This window comes from Corynebacterium sp. 21KM1197 (assembly GCF_033783015.1).
Lineage (GTDB): Bacteria > Actinomycetota > Actinomycetes > Mycobacteriales > Mycobacteriaceae > Corynebacterium.
This window is the reverse complement of sequence record NZ_CP123907.1, coordinates 310,910-328,552: the sequence shown is the minus strand read 5'-3', so window position 1 is coordinate 328,552 and position 17,643 is coordinate 310,910. Positions and strand designations below refer to the sequence as shown.

Here is a 17,643-nt window from a genome sequence, read left to right as displayed (position 1 = left end):
ATCGTCTCATCAGAGAGTGTCTGATGGTTTGTGTGTGGGATTCCATCCCGCATAAGGAGACAAGCCAGAATGACTACTGTGACACGACGAGATCCGGCTGATAAGGCCAAGATTGACGCGATTGAGAAAAAGCTGCTTGCAAACCCTGAGATCGCGAAGCTCATTGATGATTTAGGCACCTCAACCACCGACGCCAACGATTTGGTGCGTGGGATGTTGCAAGCCTCGATTACCAGGGGTTTAAACGCCGAGATGGATGCCCACCTGGGCTACCGGCCAGGGGATAGAGACGCTAAAGCAGCACTAGGCACAGACAACCACCGCAACGGGGCGTATCCAAAGACCGTGGATTCTCACTACGGTCCGGTAACTGTCGAGGTTCCCAGGGACCGGGCCGGGACGTTTGTTCCGACCATGGTCCCGAAAGGCTCGCGGCGTTTGACCGATGTTGACGACATGATTGTGAGCTTGTATGCCGGGGGCATGACAGTGCGCGATATCCAACACCATATGGCTACTGCCATGCGTGTTGATATCTCCCACGAGACGATTTCTGCGGTGACTGACGCTGTCCTTGATGAGGTCATGGTGTGGCAGAACCGCCAGTTAGATGAGTTCTACCCCGTCATTTTCCTTGATGCGCTGCGCATTAAAGTCCGTGAGGGCGGGCGCGTGGTCAACAAGTCCGCGTATATGGCCATTGGGGTGGATCTCGACGGCATCAAACACATCTTGGGGCTATGGATCGCGAGGGAAGAAGGCGCGTCGTTTTGGGCCCATGTGTGCTCGAATCTGGCTAATCGCGGGGTCAAAGATGTCTTCATTGTCTGCTGTGACGGGCTCAAAGGCCTGCCTGAGGCTGTGGAGGCATCCTGGCCGGGATCGATGGTACAAACCTGTGTTGTGCACTTGATTCGTGCTGCTAACAGGTGGGTTGCCTACGGGGACCGTAAGGCGGTTTCAGCGGCCTTGAAGAAGGTCTATACCGCCCCTGATGGCTCCAGTGCTGCCATTGCACTCGAGGAGTTTGCTTCTTCGGGTCTTGGCCAGAAATATCCCAGGTCAGTCAAGGTGTGGCAGGACGCATGGGAGAGGTTCGTGCCGTTTTTGCAGTTCCCTCCGGCAGCGCGCAAAGTCATCTACACCACCAATTCCATCGAGTCGTTTAACAACGAGTTGCGCAAAGCCACCCGCAACCGCGTGCAGTTTACGAACGACGAATCCGCGTTGAAGACCTTGTGGTTGATGATCTGCAATATTGAAGACAAACGCGCTGCTCGCAGGGCCAAGGAAGGTAAAAAGGCCGCGGCTACCGCCGGGAGGCTTGTGGAAGGAGCGAAAGTCTCAGGCTGGAAGCAAGCCATCAACCAGATGGCCGTGGCCTACCCCGACCGCTTCGACCAATACCTCTAAGAAAACCGCCCCACACACAAACAACTTGACACGCTCGCTTCTCCGGGCTCTTCTGCACCGGAGCACGGTTATTACCACCCAGGGCCGAGTATTCCTTCCAGCCCATGACCGTACCGGGGTCACCCGTACGAGCAATCCTGGTCACGTCAATACAGAAACCAACGATCCCATCGCCCGTTGCATAGTCAAACAGGCTCACCCCCACGGGAGTTTCCACGCGCATGCCGGGAAGTGAATCCGGCATGTTGGGGTCCATATCATAAATCATGTTGTACTGGTCATGCCCAGCACGGTTTTCCACCGCACTGACAGCAACCCTGGAACCATCTTCCAGAGCATTAGCCTTACCGGCATTGACCACCGCAAAACTCATGGAAGCAACAAGCGCAATCACCAAAACAATACAGGTGACCAAAAGGCCACCGTGCCGCTTAGCGCGCAGACTACCAAAAACAGAGTTTCTCATATTACACCTCCCCACCCTTTAGGGAGAATCCAGTTATTCCATCCATACATCCACCTACCTAAAAGAATAGCGAAGGGATCTTATTCCTTAAGAGGAAACTCAAGAAACACAATATTTCCCAATCGTAAAAGGCTTATCTTCTTAATCAAATTGTGACACTTGACTAGGAGACAAGACTCCACGTAAATACTATCCTCCCCCTCACCTGCAAGGCAACTGCGTAGGCCCGCATATCACCTCTTATAGTCACCTCCACATGCTGGAAGAAATTGTGACTCGCAGAACTAATTTCGCCGCCCTAAAGCACCCGAATCCTACAGAGCCATGCCCCTCACTTCGCGAGAGCAAGCAAGCCACACCACCCCGACGGCCCCCACCCCCGCCCCAACCCGAGTAGGGAATCATACCCCCGGGCCACCGCCCGACTCACCAGTACCGGAGCCACAGCCGTGCCCACACCACCCAAGATGGAGAAGGTCACCATGACCTGCCTTGCAATCCCTCATGCGTCACGGAAAATACATACCCAAAGAGGGCACCATTTAAGGCAGGAGAGAGAATCATGGAGAGCGCGGCCCGTATCGCCAGTACCCAGAGGGGACGTGGCAACAGGTAGATCGTCGATAGTAAAACAACGACCCACGCCAACCCAGCTATGACCAGTCTACCTGCGGGTATGCGATCGGTGAACACGGGAGCCAACGCCGCTCCCACAACCCCGCCGACGCCAACCCAACAGTGCCCGAATCATGCCCCTCAGAAGGATCGCACCACATTCCAATTATCCCGCACTTCCGCACAGGGACCAAGGTCCGCTTGAGCAATACGAATCAACAAGGTAAAAATTACGTCGCAGATTCCGCGCACCAGAAAGGGAAGCACCGCTCCTACCGCAAAAGCCACCCATCATAGAAAACACGGAGGAACGCGCCTGCGCAGCGCTCATTGCGCGAGGCAACTCCTCCGGCTTGATTATCTGTTTAAGCGCAGCATCCACTATCGGATCTCGGAAGGACATCAAATCCTGAGCCCCAACACACAAAACGGCGATCAAACCATCCGACCGGGAAGATCTCCAAAAAGAAGAAAATAATGAGGAAAAACTGAATAACTAAGGCACACGCCCCCGTTCTCAGTAATAGTCCGCGCCGAAATCGAGCATCCCCCAGGCCCCGCCCAGAAGCGTAGCCACCATGCTGACCAGGCACGATACCTCACCGATCACTCCAGCAACAGCAATCGATCCTGTTACCTGCACTAACACGAGGGTCGTCGCCAAGCCCATGCTTGCCGAGAACTCCAAGGACGTCTCCGCTAGAAACCACCGGCGATAATCGGCATGACAGAAGTGATTGCGGCTTGTTTTATCATTCATACAATATCCGCCTCATCTTCCAGGGCGCATTGCTACCCCAGAGCGGAGCAGGCGAACCGCAAAATGTTTTCTATCGTAAGGAAAAGTTACACCCGCCGCCCACCATCTCCAATCAATACAGGCCACATGAAAAGGTGCGCATAAGAAAACCCGGCCCCATCGCCGCAGCGATAGAACCGGGTGAAAGTATCTCCGGGAGATTACTTGAGGGAGACCTTCGCGCCAGCCTCTTCCAGCTTGGTCTTGGCGGCCTCGGCGTCATCCTTGTTAGCGCCCTCGAGGATAGCCTTGGGAGCGGACTCCACCAGCTCCTTAGCCTCCTTCAGGCCCAGGCCGGAGACGATCTCGCGCACGGCCTTGATCACGCCAATCTTCTTAGCGCCGGCGTCCTCCAGCACGACGTCGAACTCGTCCTTCTCCTCAGCGGCAGCGGCGCCCTCAGCGGGGGCACCGGCAGCAGCCACGGCCACCGGAGCGGCAGCGGTAACCTCGAAGACCTCTTCGAACTCCTTGACGAACTCGGAGAGCTCGATCAGGGTCATCTCCTTGAAGGCCTCGATCAGCTCGTCCTTGGAAAGCTTAGCCATAATGGCATCCTTTCTATTGTGCGAGCCGCCGTGGCTCGCGGTGTGGGTTTAATGGTGCGCGGTAATGCGCGGTGTCTTAGGCTTCCTTCTTCTCTTGCAGCGCGCTGGCAAGGCGTGCCACCTGAGAAGCGGGGGCGTTGAACAGGCCTGCGGCCTTGGCCAAGTTGCCCTTCATAGCGCCAGCCAGCTTGGCCAGCGTGGTCTCGCGGTTGTCCAGATCCGCAATGGCCTGAACCTGCTCCGGGGTCAGAGCAGCACCGTCCATGTAGCCACCCTTGACGATGAATGCCTTGTTATCCTCGGCAAACTTCTTCATCGCCTTGGCGGCATCCACGGCCTCGCCCTTGATGAAGGCGATGGCGGTGGGACCGGTGAGGTAATCGTCGAGACCCTCGATGCCGCTGTCCTTGGCGGCCAGCTTCAGAAGGGTGTTCTTGGCGACGGAGTACTGGACGTCATCACCCAGGGCCGTGCGCAGCTCGGTGGTCTGCGCAACACTCAGGCCGCGGTACTCGGTGAGCACCACGCTGTCCGCCTCGGCAAAGCGGTTCTTCAGTTCCTTGAGATCCGCCTCGTTCTTCGGGTTAGCCATGTACTTCGCCTCCTTCCTCTTGAACTTGTCGTGTTTTCCGCCCGGAGACTCTCTCGTAAGAAAAAGCCCCCGTGCAGGAAGCACAGGGGCCGAGGCCTTCCCAATAGAAAGGCGGTGGCTCGAAAGTGTCTCCTGCGTGGGTTGCCCCGGCAAGCCGGGAACCTTCGATCCGCGGGGAGCGGATAACCGACGGTCTTAGGTGAAACTTGAGCTAGGCGCGCGGACGCGCGATCGTTCAAACTTCGAGGGATACCCTACCTCAAGCGCAGGAAAGAACAAAATCCCTATTTTTCTAGGCAAAGTCTAACAAAATCCCGCGAATCTTTGTATGGTGTTCTTCATGACAACAAAGCTTCAGGTCTCCTCCCAGGAAAACGTCCGGGCCTCCAAGAACTTTCTTGCCGCCTTCCTCCGCTCGATCAAGCACCCCGAGTGGATGCCCCACGGAATCAACGATTGGGATACCCCCCTGGAAGAGGGACAAGTGCCCGTGGTGCTGGTGCACGGAACCTGGCTGAATAGCTATAACACGTGGTCAAGAATCGCCCCGGAACTCGCCGCCGCCGGGCACCGCGTATTTGCCTTCAACTACGGACGCGATACCTCCTCTCTCACCGGCCGCCCCCGCGCTATCTACGGCACCCAGTCAATCCTCGAAGCCCAGCCCGAAGTGGCCGCCTTTATCAACAGCGTCCTGGAGCGCACCGGCGCACCGCAGGTAGATCTGCTGGCACACTCCCAGGGCATGAGCCAGGCCCGGCTCTACCTCTCCGATTCCGGCGGAGCCAACGCCGAGGACCCCACCCTGAACCGCGTGCGCAAGGTCATCGCCATCACTCCCAGCCACCACGGCACCACGCTCTCCGGTTTCGGTTCCCTGGGGCTCAAGATTGAAAAGCGCTGGCCCACCCTGCGCAGCGTGGTCAAGAAAACGCTTGGCGACGCCGCCCTGGATCAACTCGTAGGCTCCGAGGCGATGAGTCACATCAACCGCGAGGGCGATACCATGCCGGGGGTCAGCTACACCACCCTGTGCACCCGCTTCGACGAGATCGTGACCCCCTGGCGCAATCAATTCCTTGAGGAGGGCCCCGGTGCCACCGTCCGCAACGTGCTGGTGCAGGAGGGTGCCGTGCGCGACTTCAGCGATCACCTGGCCATCCTTTACTCCCCCCGCGTCATTGACTTCATCCTGGAGGAACTGGACGTCACCGGGGAATATCGCACCACCAACCCCATCGTGCGAGGCACGGTACTCCCCGGGTACGGCGCGCTGCCGCAGTGGAAGCGCAAGCGGGCCTAAGTTACGGCGCGGGGCGGAATTTTTCTTGCTCCATATCCCGCAGAACCCCCATTTTCCACCCCGTTTCACCATTTTTTACCCTCTTGACCTGCGGAAAGTTTTTCTTGCTCGTTTCTTGCTTCCGGTGGCCGTGGGCATGAAAAAACCGCTTCCCGGACGCACCGGGGAGCGGCTTTCTTAGAGCGCCTTAGGCGTCAAAGTTCTTCTGCACGGAGGGGTCCACCGGCACACCGGGGCCCATCGTGGAGGAGAGGGTGATCTTCTTCATGTAGATGCCCTTGGCAGAAGAGGGCTTGAGGCGGTTCAGCTCCTCCATCAGCGCGCCGTAGTTCTGCGCAAGCTGCTGCTCGGTGAAGGAGGCCTTACCGATCGCGGCGTGCAGGTTAGCGGCCTTGTCCACGCGGAAGGAAATCTTACCGCCCTTGATCTCCTTGACGGCCTTGGCCACATCGGTGGTCACGGTGCCGGTCTTGGGGTTCGGCATGAGGCCACGGGGGCCGAGCACGCGGGCCACGCGGCCCACCTTGGCCATCTGATCCGGGGTGGCAATGGCGGCGTCAAAGTCCGTCCAGCCGCCCTGAATGCGCTCAATCAGCTCCGCGGTGCCCACCACGTCAGCGCCAGCCTCCTCGGCGGCGGTGGCGTTCGGGCCCTCCGCGAACACCACCACGCGCACGGTCTTACCCGTGCCGTTGGGCAGGCTCACGGTGCCACGCACCAGCTGATCGGCCTTGCGGGGGTCCACGCCCAGGCGCACGGCCACGTCCACGGTGGCGTCAAAGTTCTTGGAGGAGGTCTCCTTGACCAGCTTGGCGGCCTGGAGGGGGCTGTACAGGTGGCTCTGATCCACGGCCTCGGCGGCGGCGCGGAAAGCCTTAGACTTCTTGCTCATAGTTCAAAGATCCTTAAAAAATCTTGTGGTCTAGCGGGCCGAAGCTGGCCCTGCCACGTGGGAAAAATTAGTCCTCGACGGTGATGCCCATGGAGCGGGCGGTACCGGCGATGATCTTGGCGGCAGCGTCGATGTCGCGGGCGTTGAGGTCCGGCTTCTTCTGCTCGGCGATCTCCTTGACCTGCGCCATCGTCACGGAACCCACCTTGTTGGTGTGCGGCACGCCGGAGCCCTTCTGGAGGCCCGCGGCCTTGAGCAGCAGCTTGGCTGCCGGAGGGGTCTTGAGCTTGAAATCAAAGCTGCGATCCTCGTACACGGTGATCTCCACCGGGATCACGTTGCCGCGCTGGCTCTCGGTGGCGGCGTTGTACGCCTTGCAGAACTCCATGATGTTCACGCCGTGCGCACCCAGGGCGGGGCCCACGGGCGGAGCCGGGTTAGCGGCACCGGCCTCGATCTGGAGCTTGATAAAGCCAGTGACCTTCTTCTTCTTTGCCATCGCACACTCTCTTTCCTAGGTACCGGCCGGGGCGTATCGACGGCCGCGCCGCCCCTACCGTCCGGATGCCGGGCCCCGCTCGCAGCTTGATGCTGTTTCTCCGCGTAACCCGGCCACCGGGGATGAATACGTTTTCTGCGCGCGCTGAACACACGCGAAAAGACAGTGTACCTGGGCCATAGACCCAGGTACAAATGCTTTCAAGCGGCGGACTTAGATGATCTTCTCCACCTGATCCGCGGTGAGTTCCACCGGAGTCTCGCGGCCGAAGATGGACACCAGGGCCTGCAACTTGCCCGTCTCATAGTCGATGTCCGAGATCGTGGCGGACACGGAGGCAAGGGCACCCGTGAGGATCGTCACGGCCTCGCCCACCTCAAAGTCGATCTGCTGCTTCGGCGCGGCCTTCTCCTCCGGCATGGCCACCACCTGCTCCACCTCGTTCGCGGAGGCCTTCTGCTCGCCCTCCACGGCAGCGCGCGGCATGAGGAACTTGGCCACATCGCGGTGGCGCACCGGGGTGGCATTGCCCTCGTTACCCACAAAGCTGGTCACACCGGGAGTCTCGCGCACCACGGACCACGCGCGGTCATTGATGTCCATGCGCACCAGCACGTAGCCGGGCAGCAACTTGCGCTTGACCATCTTGCGCTTGCCGTCGCGCAGTTCGATGGCCTGCTCCACGGGCACCACCACATCGTAGATGGAATCCTCCACCTCCAGGGTCTGCGCGCGCATGTCAAGGTTGGTCTTGACCTTGTTCTCATACCCGGAATAGCACTGAATGATGTACCACTGGCCCGGCTTCTTCTTCAGATCACGGGTGAACTCGCGCAGGCGGCGACGATACTCGACGTCGGAGGTATCCTCCTCGGACTCGGCGGCTTCGGGGGCCTGCGCGGCCTCCTCAATCCCAGCGGCGGAATCCGAGCGCTCCTCGGCGGGGGCCTCAGTGGCTTCAGCAGTCTCGGTGGCTCCCTCGGCCTCCACGGAATCCTGAATCGCCTCCCGCGCGGCGGCAAACAGGGGGGATTCGGAATCGTTCTGAGAGGTGTAATCCTCGCTCATCGTGTGCTCCTGGGGTTGAGATACGTGTTTATCCGGGGCGTGGAAACGCGGTGACCATTTTAGCCCTCCTTGATTCCCCTCCGGGCTTCCCGCCGCGCGAGCGGTCGGGGAAGGAAGAATCAGACGGGGCCACCGCATGTGCCACAGTCAAAGAATTATCCCGCCACCCAGGCGGGCAGCGGGATAATTTCTCTTTAAAAGCGTGAGTGAAACTCTACTACGGAGCCAGGACCTTCTCAACTCCCAGGCCCACCACGAAGTCCACGCCGGAAACCAGGGCAGTGAGCACGATGAGGAAGGCAAACACCACGAGGGTGTACGTGACCATCTGGGAGGCGGTGGGCCAAATGACCTTCTTGATCTCAGCGCCCACCTCGGGCAGGAACCGCAGCGGGCCACCACCGGGCTTGGTGTCCTCGGGGCTCTGGGGAGCGGATTTTTGGGCCTCGTAGGAGGACGTCGTGGTGGTGCTTGCACCTGTGCGCTGACGCTTACCCGTGGGCTGGGCAGCCCCCGTCTGGTTTGCGCGATCCTCGCTCACAGCACTCCTTAGAGTTTGAAAAGTAATGGCAGGGGCGACAGGACTCGAACCTGCAACCTACGGTTTTGGAGACCGTTGCGCTACCAATTGCGCCACGCCCCTTTGTTCTCACCGCTTGCGCGGCAGGAACTACCCTACCAGAGGCCCCCATCCCGTGCGGGACGGGTACCTCGTGGATCTAGAACGAAAGCCAGGCACATGGCCCGGCCCTTGCGTTCCAGTAGCGATGGCGAGAATTGAACTCGCGACACAGCGATTATGAGTCGCTTGCTCTACCACTGAGCTACACCGCCGCGTATCCCCTCCCGCGCCATTCAGCACCGGAAAGAACAACAGAGCCCCCTAACAGAATCGAACTGTTGACCTTTTCCTTACCATGGAAACGCTCTGCCGACTGAGCTAAGGGGGCGTGCTACATCTTCACATCCAGAACCTTCCTAGAAAGTTCCTGGCCGCTCCGTTGAAGCCTCACAAAGATTAACCCGCCACCCCCAACAACCACAAATCCCCAGCACACAACGGTTTTTCACCGTTTAGCCGAGGAAACTCGACACACCCGGAAAACCATTACCCACCCCCACTCCGCGCAACGCAAAACCGCCGCCGCAACCCTTCCCGCTAAGGAAAGAATCACGGCGGCGGTACGTGGTGCCAGGTAGAAGATTCGAACTTCTGAAGGCAATGCCGGCGGATTTACAGTCCGCTCCCTTTGGCCGCTCGGGCAACCTGGCAAACCACACCATGCGGTGCGGGGGATACTTTACTATGCCACCACCCCAACCAAGCAAATCTGCTGGTCAGCCCAGGCGCTCGGCGGTGTACTGCACCAGGGCGTCGAGAGCCCGCGTGGCCGGGGCGTCGGGAAGCACCTCCAGGTGCTCGCGGGCGCGCTGCGCCCACACGGCGGCGTCGGCAGCCGCCTTTGCGCGCCCCTCCGAGCGCTCCAGCAGGCCCAGCACCTCGCTCAGGGCCTCCTCCGAGGTCACCGGCCCAGTGAGGATCTCGCGCAGGCGCTCCCCCACCTCGCCCTCCTCACTGAGCGCATAGAGCACCGGCAGCGTGAACACGCCCTCGCGCAGGTCGGTGCCCCGCACCTTGCCGGACTCCTCCGGCGTGGAAAAGAGGTCGATGATGTCATCGACGATCTGGAACACCATGCCGATGGTGTGCCCATACCCCTGCAACGCCCGCACGTGCTCCGCTTGCGCGCCGCCGTGCAGCGCACCCAGATACCCGGCCGAGGCGATAAGCACGCCGGTTTTCTCCTCGATCACGCGGGTGTAATGCGCAATCGGGTCGCCCCCCTGCGCGCCCACCGTCTCCCGCATTTGCCCGGTGACCAGGGTGCCAAAGGTCTCCGCAAAGTGCTTCACCGTGTCCGTGCCCAGCTCCGCCATGATCCCGGAGGCCTGTGCCAGCAGGTGATCCCCGGCGAGGATCGCTACGGAATTACCCCAACGGGCGTTGGCGGATTCCACCCCGCGCCGCCGGGCGGCCTCGTCCATCACGTCATCGTGATACAGCGTGGCCAGGTGCGTCATCTCCACCACGGCGGCGGCGCGCACCACGTCCTCGCACATGGGTTTTTCCCCATATTCCGAGGCCAGGAGGGCAAACATGGGGCGGAAGCGCTTGCCGCCCGCGCGCACCAGGTGCATGACCTTGTCCTGGAGGATCTCATCGCCCTGGCTCAGGTGCGCATAGAGCGTTTCCTCCACCAGGCTCAGGCCGCGCCCCACGCGCTCGTTCAGCGCCTCATCTCCGAGGTTCAGCGATCCCGCTACCACCCCAGGCGTTGCCGCCTCGCGCCCATTGGTCATGTCTCGGTGTCCTCGCAGGTGATTTGTATCTCCGGGCCAGGTGGCACCCCAATCCTGGAGAGTAACGTTAGCTCGGACTCAACCGTAGCGGAATCACCCCCACAGATACACTCCGGGGTGTGAGTTCCCCTCTTTCCCCCTACCTGCTCATCGTCGGCGCGGGCCCCGCGGGTTCCGCCGCAGCCACCTGGGCCGCCGCGCGCGGCTTTGAGGTCTTGCTTATCGACGCCGCCTCCTTCCCCCGCGATAAAACCTGCGGCGACGGCCTCACCCCCCGCGCCATGCACCAACTCGATCGCCTGGGCCTGGCCACGGAAATACTCGATAACTACAGCAACAGGGGCCTCAAACTCCACGGCTTTGGTGGCTCCGTCACCGCCCCCTGGCCGAGCGGTACCTTCGGCGCGGTGGGTTCCGCCATGCCCCGCACCGACCTCGATCACCTGCTGCTGAACACCGCGCGGCGGGCCGGAGCCACCGTGTGGCAGGGAGCCCAGGCGCTACGTCCCGAGTTCACCGGGGATCGCCTCTCCGCAGTGGTGGTGCGCCACGAGGGCGAGGAAAAACGCATCCGCCCCGCCTCCGTGCTGGTGGCGGACGGGGTGCGCTCCCCCTTTGGCAAGCAACTGGGCCGCACCTGGCACCAGGAGGAGGTGTACGGCATCGCGGCGCGTTCCTACTGCCGCACCCCGCGCCACCGCGAGCCCTGGATTCACTCCCACCTGGAACTGCGCGACGCCCAGGGCACCGCGCAGCCGGGATACGGCTGGATCTTCCCCCTGGGCAACGGGGAGGTGAACCTGGGCTGCGGGGCGCTTTCCACCACCACCCGGCGCGCCAAGGTCAATACCAAGAAACTCCTGGAGCACTACGCCCAGCAGCACCGCGAGGAATGGGAACTAGAGGCACCGCAGCGCGTGACCTCCGCACTGCTGCCGATGGGTGGTGCCATAAGCACCGTGGCCGGGCGCAACTGGATGCTGCTTGGCGACGCCGCCGCCTGCGTCAATCCCCTCAACGGCGAGGGAATTGACTACGCCCTGGAAACCGCCGAACTAGCGGTGCTGCTGGTGGGCCTCTCCGATTATCGCCGCGCCTGGCCGGATACGCTGCGCTCTCACTACGGGGAGGCCTTTGCCCTCGCCCGCGCCGCAGCCCGATTGCTCACCTATCCGCGCCTGCTTCCCGCCGTGGGGCCACTGGCCCTGCGCGGCCCCCTGGGCAAGCGGCTCATGCCCGCAGCCGCGCGCCTGATGGGCAACCTCGTCACGGAGGAGGATCGTGACCTTATTGCCCGCGCCTGGCGCGGGGCCGGGTGGGCGGCCGCGCGCTGGCCGGGGCGTCGCCCGCTGTGGGGTTAGCCCGGCTTGATCGCGGAGTGCATGGCCACGATCCCCAGGGTGAGGTTCTGCCAACCGCACTCCTGCCAGCCATTGGCATTGATCTCCCGGGCCAGCCCCTCCTGATCCGGCCAGGCGCGAATGGAATCCGCCAGGTACTCATAGGCCTCCGGGTTGGAGGACACCACCCGCGCCACCGCCGGGAGCAACCGCATGAGGTATTCCTTGTACACCGTGCCGAACACCGGCACCACGGGGGTGGAGAACTCGCTGACCGTGAGCCGTCCGCCGGGGCGGGTGACCCTGGCCATCTCTCGCAGGCCGGCGCGGAAATCGTGGATATTACGTAGGCCATAGGAGATGGTCACGGCGTCAAAGGTGTTATCCGCAAAGGGGAGGTTCATGCCATCGCCCACCACCTTGGGCACCGGGCGGTGCGCCCCGGCCGCCAACATTCCCTGAGAGAAATCACAGGCCACGCACCACGCCCCGGACTTGGCCAACTCCACGGTGGACACGGCCGTGCCCGCCGCCAAATCGAGCACCCTCTCCCCCGGTTTGAGGTCAAGGCGCTGCCTGGTTCGCCGCCGCCACCGCCGATCCTGCCCGAAGGACAAGACGGTATTGGTGAGGTCATAGTTTTCGCCCACGTCATCGAACATCGCGGCGACGTCCAGGGGCTTTTTATCCAGTGATGCCTTAGCCACAAGGCACCAGTCTAGACCCGACTGCGCACCGCCAGCGGGGCACCACCCCACAGCACGCCCAGACCCCGAGCGCCACGGCGGTGTTCCTCGATGACCTCCCGATAATGCCCCATGAGTTTCTCGCACTGGGCCTCCCAGGTGCGCCCCTCCACGTCCTCGCGGGCCTGACGGCGCAGCCGCTCGTAGCGGGAATCATCCAGCACCCACTGCACGGCGGAGGGCAACTCGTGGGCGAAGGTGGGGACGTCGAGAAGCAGCCCGTTGCGTCCCTCCGTGATGAGGTCGATCGGTCCGCCAGCGCGCGGCCCGATGGTGGGCACGCCGGAGGCCTGAGCCTCCTGCACGGTCTGGCAGAACGTCTCGAACTCGCCGGGGTGTATGAAAAGATCCAGGGAGGCATAGGCGCGGGCCAATTCCTCGCCGCCGAGCTGCCCGGTGAACACCGCGCGCGGAAGCATGCGCTCTAGCTCGTGGCGCTCCGGGCCATCGCCCACGATCACCAGTTGAATCGAATCCTGGTGCGCCAGGGAGGCCAAGCGATGCACGCCCTTTTCCGCCGCCAGGCGCCCCACAAATCCCACGATCTTCTTTCGGCCCGTGGGATCCCACTGGCGGCGCAGCGCGGCGCTGCGGTGCTCCGGGTGGAAGCGCCGCGCGTCCACGCCCCGGCCCCAGCGGTAGACGTTCTTGATGCCGTGGGAACGCAACTCCTCGATCGTGGGCGAGGAGGGGGCCAGGGTGCGCTGGCACACGTTGTGGAAGGTGCGCGTCCACTCCCAGGAGGCCGCCGCCAGCGGCCCCAGGTGATAGCGAGTGGAAAAACCCGCCACGTCCGTCTGATACACGGCCACGGCGGGAATCTTGAGTTGGCGGGCGGCGAAGGCCCCGGCGGCCCCCAGCACAAAGGGCGAGGCCAGGTGCACCACGTCCGGCTGCTGCTCCTTGAGAGTGGCCGCCACCGAGGGACCCGGTATTCCCACTGGGAGGGAATCAATCAGGGGCACCATCACCGTGGGCACCCGGTGAATGGGGAATCCGAGGTAATCCGGGACCTCCTCCTGGAAGTCTCGCGCCCCCGGGGCGATCACAAAGGCCTCGTGTCCATGCGCCTTGGCGTATTCCAGCACCCGGAGCACGGAATTGACCACACCGTTGATGTTAGGAAGAAACGACTCTGACACAATGCCAATCCGCATAATCCCCATCTTTTCCGCCGAATGCTACGAAAAGTTGATCATCAGGTAACAGAATCGCGAACTTTTGGTGAACGGAACGCGACCCCGGCCGCCCACCACCATAGCCCCGCCAGCAGCGTGGCCGCGAGGGCCACGGAGGCGGCAGGCACCACCGCGAGCGTCCACTCACGCCCCTCCACCTTCACCAGATCGGGATCGGTGCGCGCATAGGTGACCCACACGTTTTGCCCCTCCCCCAGGCCCGAGGGATACAGCAGGCCTGTGGCGGGGAGGTGATACATGCCCTGCTCGTCCTGATACTCCACCGTGGTGCGCCAGGTGGTCACGCCCGTGACCGTGGCCAGGGCGCGGCCGGGATCCTGCTCGATGGTGCGATCGTTCAACCACGGCCCCACCAGCATGGCCACGCACCCCAGCAGCGCCAACACATAGGCCCCGATCACCGCCTGCCGGGTGCGGTGCAACACCCGCGATCTCATTGCCGCACCCGCACCGCGCGTTCCAGGGCAGCGTGCAAATCCCGGCGGGTATCGCGCCGCGTGCGGGCCTCGATCACCCGGAAACCACCCGCCTCCTCGGACTCATCCAGGGCCGCCAGGAGTTCCGGCAGGCTCTCCGCTCGGGCGTAGTCCACGCCATAGGCCGCGCACAGGTCCTCGATCCGCGCCCCGTGCGGGGTGCCAAAGCCACGCTCGAAGGAATCGCGCAGCGCGGGCGCGCCCATCTCCAGGGTCTCGAAGATCCCGCCGCCGTCGTCATTGGCCACCACCAGCGTGAGGTTCTCCGGGCGCGGCTCCATCGGGCCGATGAGCATACCGCCGGCGTCGTGAAGCAAAGCCAGATCCCCCAGCAATCCCACGGTGCGCGGGGCGCGCACGGCATCCGGCTCCGCCGCCTGAGCGGCCAGGGCCACGCCCACCGCCTGGGAAACCGTGCCATCAATGCCCGCCGCGCCCCGGGGGGTGTGGGTATCCACGCCGCTAAACGGCAAACCCACAAAGGAGGCATCGCGCACCGCGTTCGACGCCGCGAGGAACAACGAATCCCCCACCGCCACGCTATCGGCCACGGCTGCCGCCACGTGCAACCCGGTGAACCCGTGCTCCTGGCTGGACACCGCCTCCCGCACCGCCTGCGCCCCCATCTCCGAGGCCGCCTGGGTAATCGAGTACCAGCGTTGCGGGGTCTGCCCCGTGGCTTTCACCCGGCTGGCCACCCGGCGCGCATGACGTCCCGGATCGGTGATCGTGGCGGTGCGGCTGAGCACCGTGACCTCCACCTCGGGATCCTCCAAGAGGGCCAGCACCGGGCGGTGCAGGGTGGGATGACCCACCACGATCACCTGCTCGGGCTTGGTGGTGACGCTCTCCACTCCCTCCTGGCCACCGATGGTGCCGATGAGCAGGTGCGCCGCCAACGGGTGCACCGGGTGAAACGGAGTGGGCGCGGAAGGTTCCGCGATGGTGGGCACCTCCGCGAGTTCCTCCACCTCCCAGGCCTCATCGCCCGCGATCACCAGGGTGGGGCGACTCAGATCCACCTCCACCTCGCCGTGATCCACCTCCGTGGTCCTCGTGGGACGGAGTCGATGCGCCTCACCCTCCCGCGCGGGCAGGGCCTCCGGCACCAGCGGGATGTCAAAGGCGACGTTGAGGTGCACCTGGGGGAAATCGGCCAGGGCCTGGTGGATCTGGCCCATGTCCTCGGGAGCCTCCACCTGCACCGTGGGAGCGTAGGAGCCAAAAAGACCCACCTGATCAATCGTCTGGCTCGCCCCCGTGCCCACCAGTGCCCTGGGACGATCCGCGCTGAGCACCACCAGCGGAACGTGCGACTGCGCCGCCTCGATCACCGCGGGCAGGCAATTGGCCACCGCCGTGCCCGAGGTCATCACCACCGCCACCGGGCGACGCTGCTGCCGCGCCATACCCAGCGCCAGGAAAGCCGCGCTGCGCTCATCAATGCGCACGTGTACCCGCAGGTCACGGCGAGCCAGGAGGGCCAGCGTGAGCGCGGAATTGCGCGATCCGGGGCACAGCACCACGTCCGTGACATACGGCGCTACCGCTGCGGCCACCTCTCGGGCCAAAAGTGGAGCGCTCACAGTTGCGGCTCCTGATACTGCGGTACCTCCTGGTCTACACCTTGTTCGGCGCCCTGCCCAGTGCCTTGCTCGGTGTCTGTCTGCTCGGTGCCGCCCAAGAGATCCTGCAACCAGGAGGGCATCTGCACCTCGGGGATCGAGGGAATCTCGCTGGGCAATTCCGGTAGCCGCAGCCCGGAATCCTCCGTCACCGTCTCCGTGACCGTCACGGTGGACACCTGCGTCTCCGTCACCACCTCCCTTTGCACCTGGCCCTCGCCCGCGGCGCGACCGAGGAAAAAGAACACCCCGGCGGAAATCAAGATGGCGGCAATCACCCCGGCGATCGCCATCGCGCTGCCGCCCTTGGAGCCCTTATCCGCCTCCGGCTCCGGGGAGGCATCCTGGAAATTATCCGCATACTCCGGCGGGTACCCATCGGCATAATTTTGATACTGCTGGGTGGAGTACTGCTCTTCCGAGTGCTGCTGCTCCGGAAAGTGCTGGCGAGGCCGCGGGGTGGGGCGACCCTGATTACCCTGCTCGCCCCGGTTACCCGTGGGGCCTAAATAGCGGGTCTCATTATCATCCATACGGGTCAGTGTAGGTGATCCAGGCACCGCCCCAGGCGCTCGATCCACCACTGCCGACGCTCCGCCGATGCCGCAAGCCCCCGCAACCGCGCTTCCTCGGGGACCACAGCGGCGGTACTCAGGCGACCATCGACGAGGCTACGCGGCGCGGCGACGTCCTCAATAAAAAGGCTCTGCGTGCCCAAACCCGCGGGCGCCTGGGGGTGCGGCAGGGCCGCCGCCGCAACCAACCCGGCGTTCATCCCCACGGCTGTATCCAGGGCGCTGGCCACCGTCACGCTCATCGCGTGTTCCCCCATGTGACGAGCAATGTCCAATAGCCTCCGCACCCCGCCCAGGGGGGCGACCTTCAACACCGCCACGTCCGCCGCATGGAGTTGCGCCACGCGGTACGGATCACGCGCCCGACGAATCGACTCATCGGCCGCCACACGGGTGTTAAGGTTCTTCTCCCCCAAGGCCTCCCGCAGAGCCGCCAATTCCTCCACCGTGGCGCAGGGCTGCTCCATATAATCCAGGGAACCCAGATGCCGGGCGGCCTCCAGGGCTTGGTGGAGAGTCCAGCCCCTATTGGCATCCACCCGTATCCGGGCCTGGGGGATCTCCGCGCGCACCGCCTCCACCCGGGCCACATCATCGGTCAGGGTCTGCCCCTTTTCCGCCACCTTGATCTTCACCGTGCGGCAACCCGGGTACCGGGCCAATAACTCCGGCACTCGCTGGGGTTCCACGGCGGGAATGGTGGCATTGACCTCCACATACCCCTGCGTTGTCGGCGGCAATCCCATGAACGCGGCTTCCAGCGCACCGGCCAGCCAGGTGGCGGCCTCCTCATCGGAGTACTCCACGAACGGGGCCCACTCCCCCCACCCCTGCGGCCCCTCGATGAGCAGGGCCTCCCTGGTGGTCACGCCCCGAAAACGGGCCCGCATGGGGAGGGCGACGACGTGGATTCTGTCCAGGAGATCATCGAGGGAGGGAGAAGGTGTCATGGGGGTCATGGTAGTGGTGGGTGGCTCTTGGGTATCACGTGTTTCCCACAGTTTTCCCACAGTGGTGGGGTTGGGTGCTTTTCTTTCGCTTGGTGGCTGGTGGGGTTCACTCCTGTCACACAGCGGCAGGGAAAGATACGCTCATTGCGCTTAGGGATGGGTGCGGTTCACTCCTG

The 17,643-nt window shown here is 63.1% G+C and carries 18 protein-coding genes and 4 tRNA genes; 3 read left to right on the top strand and 19 right to left on the bottom strand.

Features of this window, described 5'->3' with window-relative positions:
- The first annotated feature begins 69 nt into the window (after positions 1 to 69).
- Positions 70 to 1,413 (top strand): IS256 family transposase, encoded by a 1,344-nt coding sequence (locus OLW90_RS01630; RefSeq protein WP_319649700.1) that lies wholly within the window; start codon positions 70 to 72, stop codon positions 1,411 to 1,413.
- On the opposite strand, the gene OLW90_RS01625 is transcribed toward OLW90_RS01630, so the two are convergent.
- From OLW90_RS01625 to rplJ, 4 genes are all read right to left on the bottom strand, one after another.
- Positions 1,364 to 1,879 (bottom strand): hypothetical protein, encoded by a 516-nt coding sequence (locus OLW90_RS01625; RefSeq protein ID WP_319650674.1) that lies wholly within the window; start codon positions 1,877 to 1,879, stop codon positions 1,364 to 1,366. The two genes, OLW90_RS01630 and OLW90_RS01625, sit on opposite strands and share 50 nt — an antisense overlap.
- A gap of 1,132 nt (positions 1,880 to 3,011) precedes the next feature.
- On the bottom strand, positions 3,012 to 3,254 hold the full coding sequence (locus OLW90_RS01620; protein WP_319650673.1) for a hypothetical protein: 243 nt from the start codon (positions 3,252 to 3,254) through the stop codon (positions 3,012 to 3,014).
- Between the two features lie 200 nt (positions 3,255 to 3,454).
- Positions 3,455 to 3,841 (bottom strand): 50S ribosomal protein L7/L12, encoded by a 387-nt coding sequence (gene rplL / locus OLW90_RS01615; protein ID WP_319650670.1) that lies wholly within the window; start codon positions 3,839 to 3,841, stop codon positions 3,455 to 3,457.
- 76 nt (positions 3,842 to 3,917) lie between these two features.
- Positions 3,918 to 4,433 carry a 50S ribosomal protein L10 gene (gene rplJ, locus OLW90_RS01610; RefSeq protein WP_319650668.1) on the bottom strand — a complete coding sequence of 172 codons (516 nt, stop codon included), beginning with the start codon at positions 4,431 to 4,433 and terminating at the stop codon, positions 3,918 to 3,920.
- Between the two features lie 340 nt (positions 4,434 to 4,773).
- Between rplJ and OLW90_RS01605 the strand changes: the two genes are divergently transcribed.
- On the top strand, positions 4,774 to 5,736 hold the full coding sequence (locus OLW90_RS01605; RefSeq protein ID WP_319650665.1) for an esterase/lipase family protein: 963 nt from the start codon (positions 4,774 to 4,776) through the stop codon (positions 5,734 to 5,736).
- 187 nt (positions 5,737 to 5,923) lie between these two features.
- Here the strand turns inward: OLW90_RS01605 and rplA are convergent, their stop codons facing one another.
- The 9 genes from rplA to OLW90_RS01560 form a co-directional block, all read right to left on the bottom strand.
- On the bottom strand, positions 5,924 to 6,628 hold the full coding sequence (gene rplA, locus OLW90_RS01600; RefSeq protein ID WP_319650661.1) for a 50S ribosomal protein L1: 705 nt from the start codon (positions 6,626 to 6,628) through the stop codon (positions 5,924 to 5,926).
- 67 nt (positions 6,629 to 6,695) lie between these two features.
- Positions 6,696 to 7,127, bottom strand: coding sequence for a 50S ribosomal protein L11 (rplK, locus tag OLW90_RS01595; RefSeq protein WP_018119277.1), 432 nt, complete (start codon positions 7,125 to 7,127; stop codon positions 6,696 to 6,698).
- Positions 7,128 to 7,340: 213 nt separating this feature from the next.
- Positions 7,341 to 8,195 carry a transcription termination/antitermination protein NusG gene (gene nusG, locus OLW90_RS01590; RefSeq protein ID WP_319650653.1) on the bottom strand — a complete coding sequence of 285 codons (855 nt, stop codon included), beginning with the start codon at positions 8,193 to 8,195 and terminating at the stop codon, positions 7,341 to 7,343.
- Between the two features lie 217 nt (positions 8,196 to 8,412).
- Positions 8,413 to 8,736, bottom strand: a complete 324-nt coding sequence (gene secE, locus OLW90_RS01585; RefSeq protein WP_319650641.1) for a preprotein translocase subunit SecE — start codon at positions 8,734 to 8,736, stop codon at positions 8,413 to 8,415.
- A 26-nt stretch (positions 8,737 to 8,762) separates the two neighbouring features.
- Positions 8,763 to 8,838 (bottom strand) — tRNA-Trp (locus OLW90_RS01580).
- 119 nt (positions 8,839 to 8,957) lie between these two features.
- A tRNA-Met gene (locus tag OLW90_RS01575) sits at positions 8,958 to 9,029 on the bottom strand.
- Positions 9,030 to 9,072: 43 nt separating this feature from the next.
- A tRNA-Thr gene (locus OLW90_RS01570) sits at positions 9,073 to 9,145 on the bottom strand.
- 237 nt (positions 9,146 to 9,382) lie between these two features.
- Positions 9,383 to 9,467: transfer RNA gene (locus OLW90_RS01565), tRNA-Tyr, on the bottom strand.
- A gap of 66 nt (positions 9,468 to 9,533) precedes the next feature.
- On the bottom strand, positions 9,534 to 10,556 hold the full coding sequence (locus OLW90_RS01560; protein ID WP_319650639.1) for a polyprenyl synthetase family protein: 1,023 nt from the start codon (positions 10,554 to 10,556) through the stop codon (positions 9,534 to 9,536).
- A gap of 119 nt (positions 10,557 to 10,675) precedes the next feature.
- Here OLW90_RS01560 and OLW90_RS01555 point away from each other — a divergent pair, with 119 nt between their 5' ends.
- Positions 10,676 to 11,917 carry a geranylgeranyl reductase family protein gene (locus OLW90_RS01555; RefSeq protein WP_319650636.1) on the top strand — a complete coding sequence of 414 codons (1,242 nt, stop codon included), beginning with the start codon at positions 10,676 to 10,678 and terminating at the stop codon, positions 11,915 to 11,917.
- Here the strand turns inward: OLW90_RS01555 and OLW90_RS01550 are convergent.
- Genes OLW90_RS01550 through OLW90_RS01525 form a run of 6 tightly spaced genes read right to left on the bottom strand, consistent with a single transcriptional unit; the run spans position 11,914 to position 17,467 of the window.
- Positions 11,914 to 12,603, bottom strand: coding sequence for a demethylmenaquinone methyltransferase (locus tag OLW90_RS01550; protein WP_319650632.1), 690 nt, complete (start codon positions 12,601 to 12,603; stop codon positions 11,914 to 11,916). The two genes, OLW90_RS01555 and OLW90_RS01550, sit on opposite strands and share 4 nt — an antisense overlap.
- An 11-nt stretch (positions 12,604 to 12,614) precedes the next feature.
- The gene (locus tag OLW90_RS01545; protein WP_319650631.1) at positions 12,615 to 13,799 is read right to left on the bottom strand and encodes a glycosyltransferase family 1 protein; all 1,185 of its coding nucleotides are present in this window, start codon (positions 13,797 to 13,799) and stop codon (positions 12,615 to 12,617) included.
- Positions 13,800 to 13,840: 41 nt separating this feature from the next.
- Positions 13,841 to 14,278 (bottom strand): DUF3592 domain-containing protein, encoded by a 438-nt coding sequence (locus OLW90_RS01540; protein WP_319650628.1) that lies wholly within the window; start codon positions 14,276 to 14,278, stop codon positions 13,841 to 13,843.
- On the bottom strand, positions 14,275 to 15,903 hold the full coding sequence (gene menD, locus OLW90_RS01535; protein WP_319650626.1) for a 2-succinyl-5-enolpyruvyl-6-hydroxy-3-cyclohexene-1-carboxylic-acid synthase: 1,629 nt from the start codon (positions 15,901 to 15,903) through the stop codon (positions 14,275 to 14,277). Before menD ends, OLW90_RS01540 begins: the two co-directional genes overlap by 4 nt.
- Entirely contained in the window at positions 15,900 to 16,475 is a 576-nt protein-coding gene (locus OLW90_RS01530) for a hypothetical protein (RefSeq protein ID WP_319650624.1), read from the bottom strand. Before OLW90_RS01530 ends, menD begins: the two co-directional genes overlap by 4 nt.
- Positions 16,476 to 16,480: 5 nt before the next feature.
- Entirely contained in the window at positions 16,481 to 17,467 is a 987-nt protein-coding gene (locus tag OLW90_RS01525; protein ID WP_319650621.1) for an o-succinylbenzoate synthase, read from the bottom strand.
- Positions 17,468 to 17,643 lie beyond the last annotated feature (176 nt).

Bases quoted from the DNA above. Each gene is read 5' to 3' on its own strand.
- OLW90_RS01625 (WP_319650674.1), bottom strand. From the start codon at position 1,879: ATGAGAAACTCTGTTTTTGGTAGTCTGCGCGCTAAGCGGCACGGTGGC.
- nusG (WP_319650653.1), bottom strand. From the start codon at position 8,195: ATGAGCGAGGATTACACCTCTCAGAACGATTCCGAATCCCCCCTGTTT.
- OLW90_RS01540 (WP_319650628.1), bottom strand. From the start codon at position 14,278: ATGAGATCGCGGGTGTTGCACCGCACCCGGCAGGCGGTGATCGGGGCC.
- rplL (WP_319650670.1), bottom strand. From the start codon at position 3,841: ATGGCTAAGCTTTCCAAGGACGAGCTGATCGAGGCCTTCAAGGAGATG.
- OLW90_RS01545 (WP_319650631.1), bottom strand. From the start codon at position 13,799: ATGCGGATTGGCATTGTGTCAGAGTCGTTTCTTCCTAACATCAACGGT.
- OLW90_RS01530 (WP_319650624.1), bottom strand. From the start codon at position 16,475: ATGGATGATAATGAGACCCGCTATTTAGGCCCCACGGGTAACCGGGGC.
- rplJ (WP_319650668.1), bottom strand. From the start codon at position 4,433: ATGGCTAACCCGAAGAACGAGGCGGATCTCAAGGAACTGAAGAACCGC.
- OLW90_RS01630 (WP_319649700.1), top strand. From the start codon at position 70: ATGACTACTGTGACACGACGAGATCCGGCTGATAAGGCCAAGATTGAC.
- OLW90_RS01620 (WP_319650673.1), bottom strand. From the start codon at position 3,254: ATGAATGATAAAACAAGCCGCAATCACTTCTGTCATGCCGATTATCGC.
- rplA (WP_319650661.1), bottom strand. From the start codon at position 6,628: ATGAGCAAGAAGTCTAAGGCTTTCCGCGCCGCCGCCGAGGCCGTGGAT.
- rplK (WP_018119277.1), bottom strand. From the start codon at position 7,127: ATGGCAAAGAAGAAGAAGGTCACTGGCTTTATCAAGCTCCAGATCGAG.
- OLW90_RS01525 (WP_319650621.1), bottom strand. From the start codon at position 17,467: ATGACACCTTCTCCCTCCCTCGATGATCTCCTGGACAGAATCCACGTC.
- OLW90_RS01560 (WP_319650639.1), bottom strand. From the start codon at position 10,556: ATGACCAATGGGCGCGAGGCGGCAACGCCTGGGGTGGTAGCGGGATCG.
- OLW90_RS01605 (WP_319650665.1), top strand. From the start codon at position 4,774: ATGACAACAAAGCTTCAGGTCTCCTCCCAGGAAAACGTCCGGGCCTCC.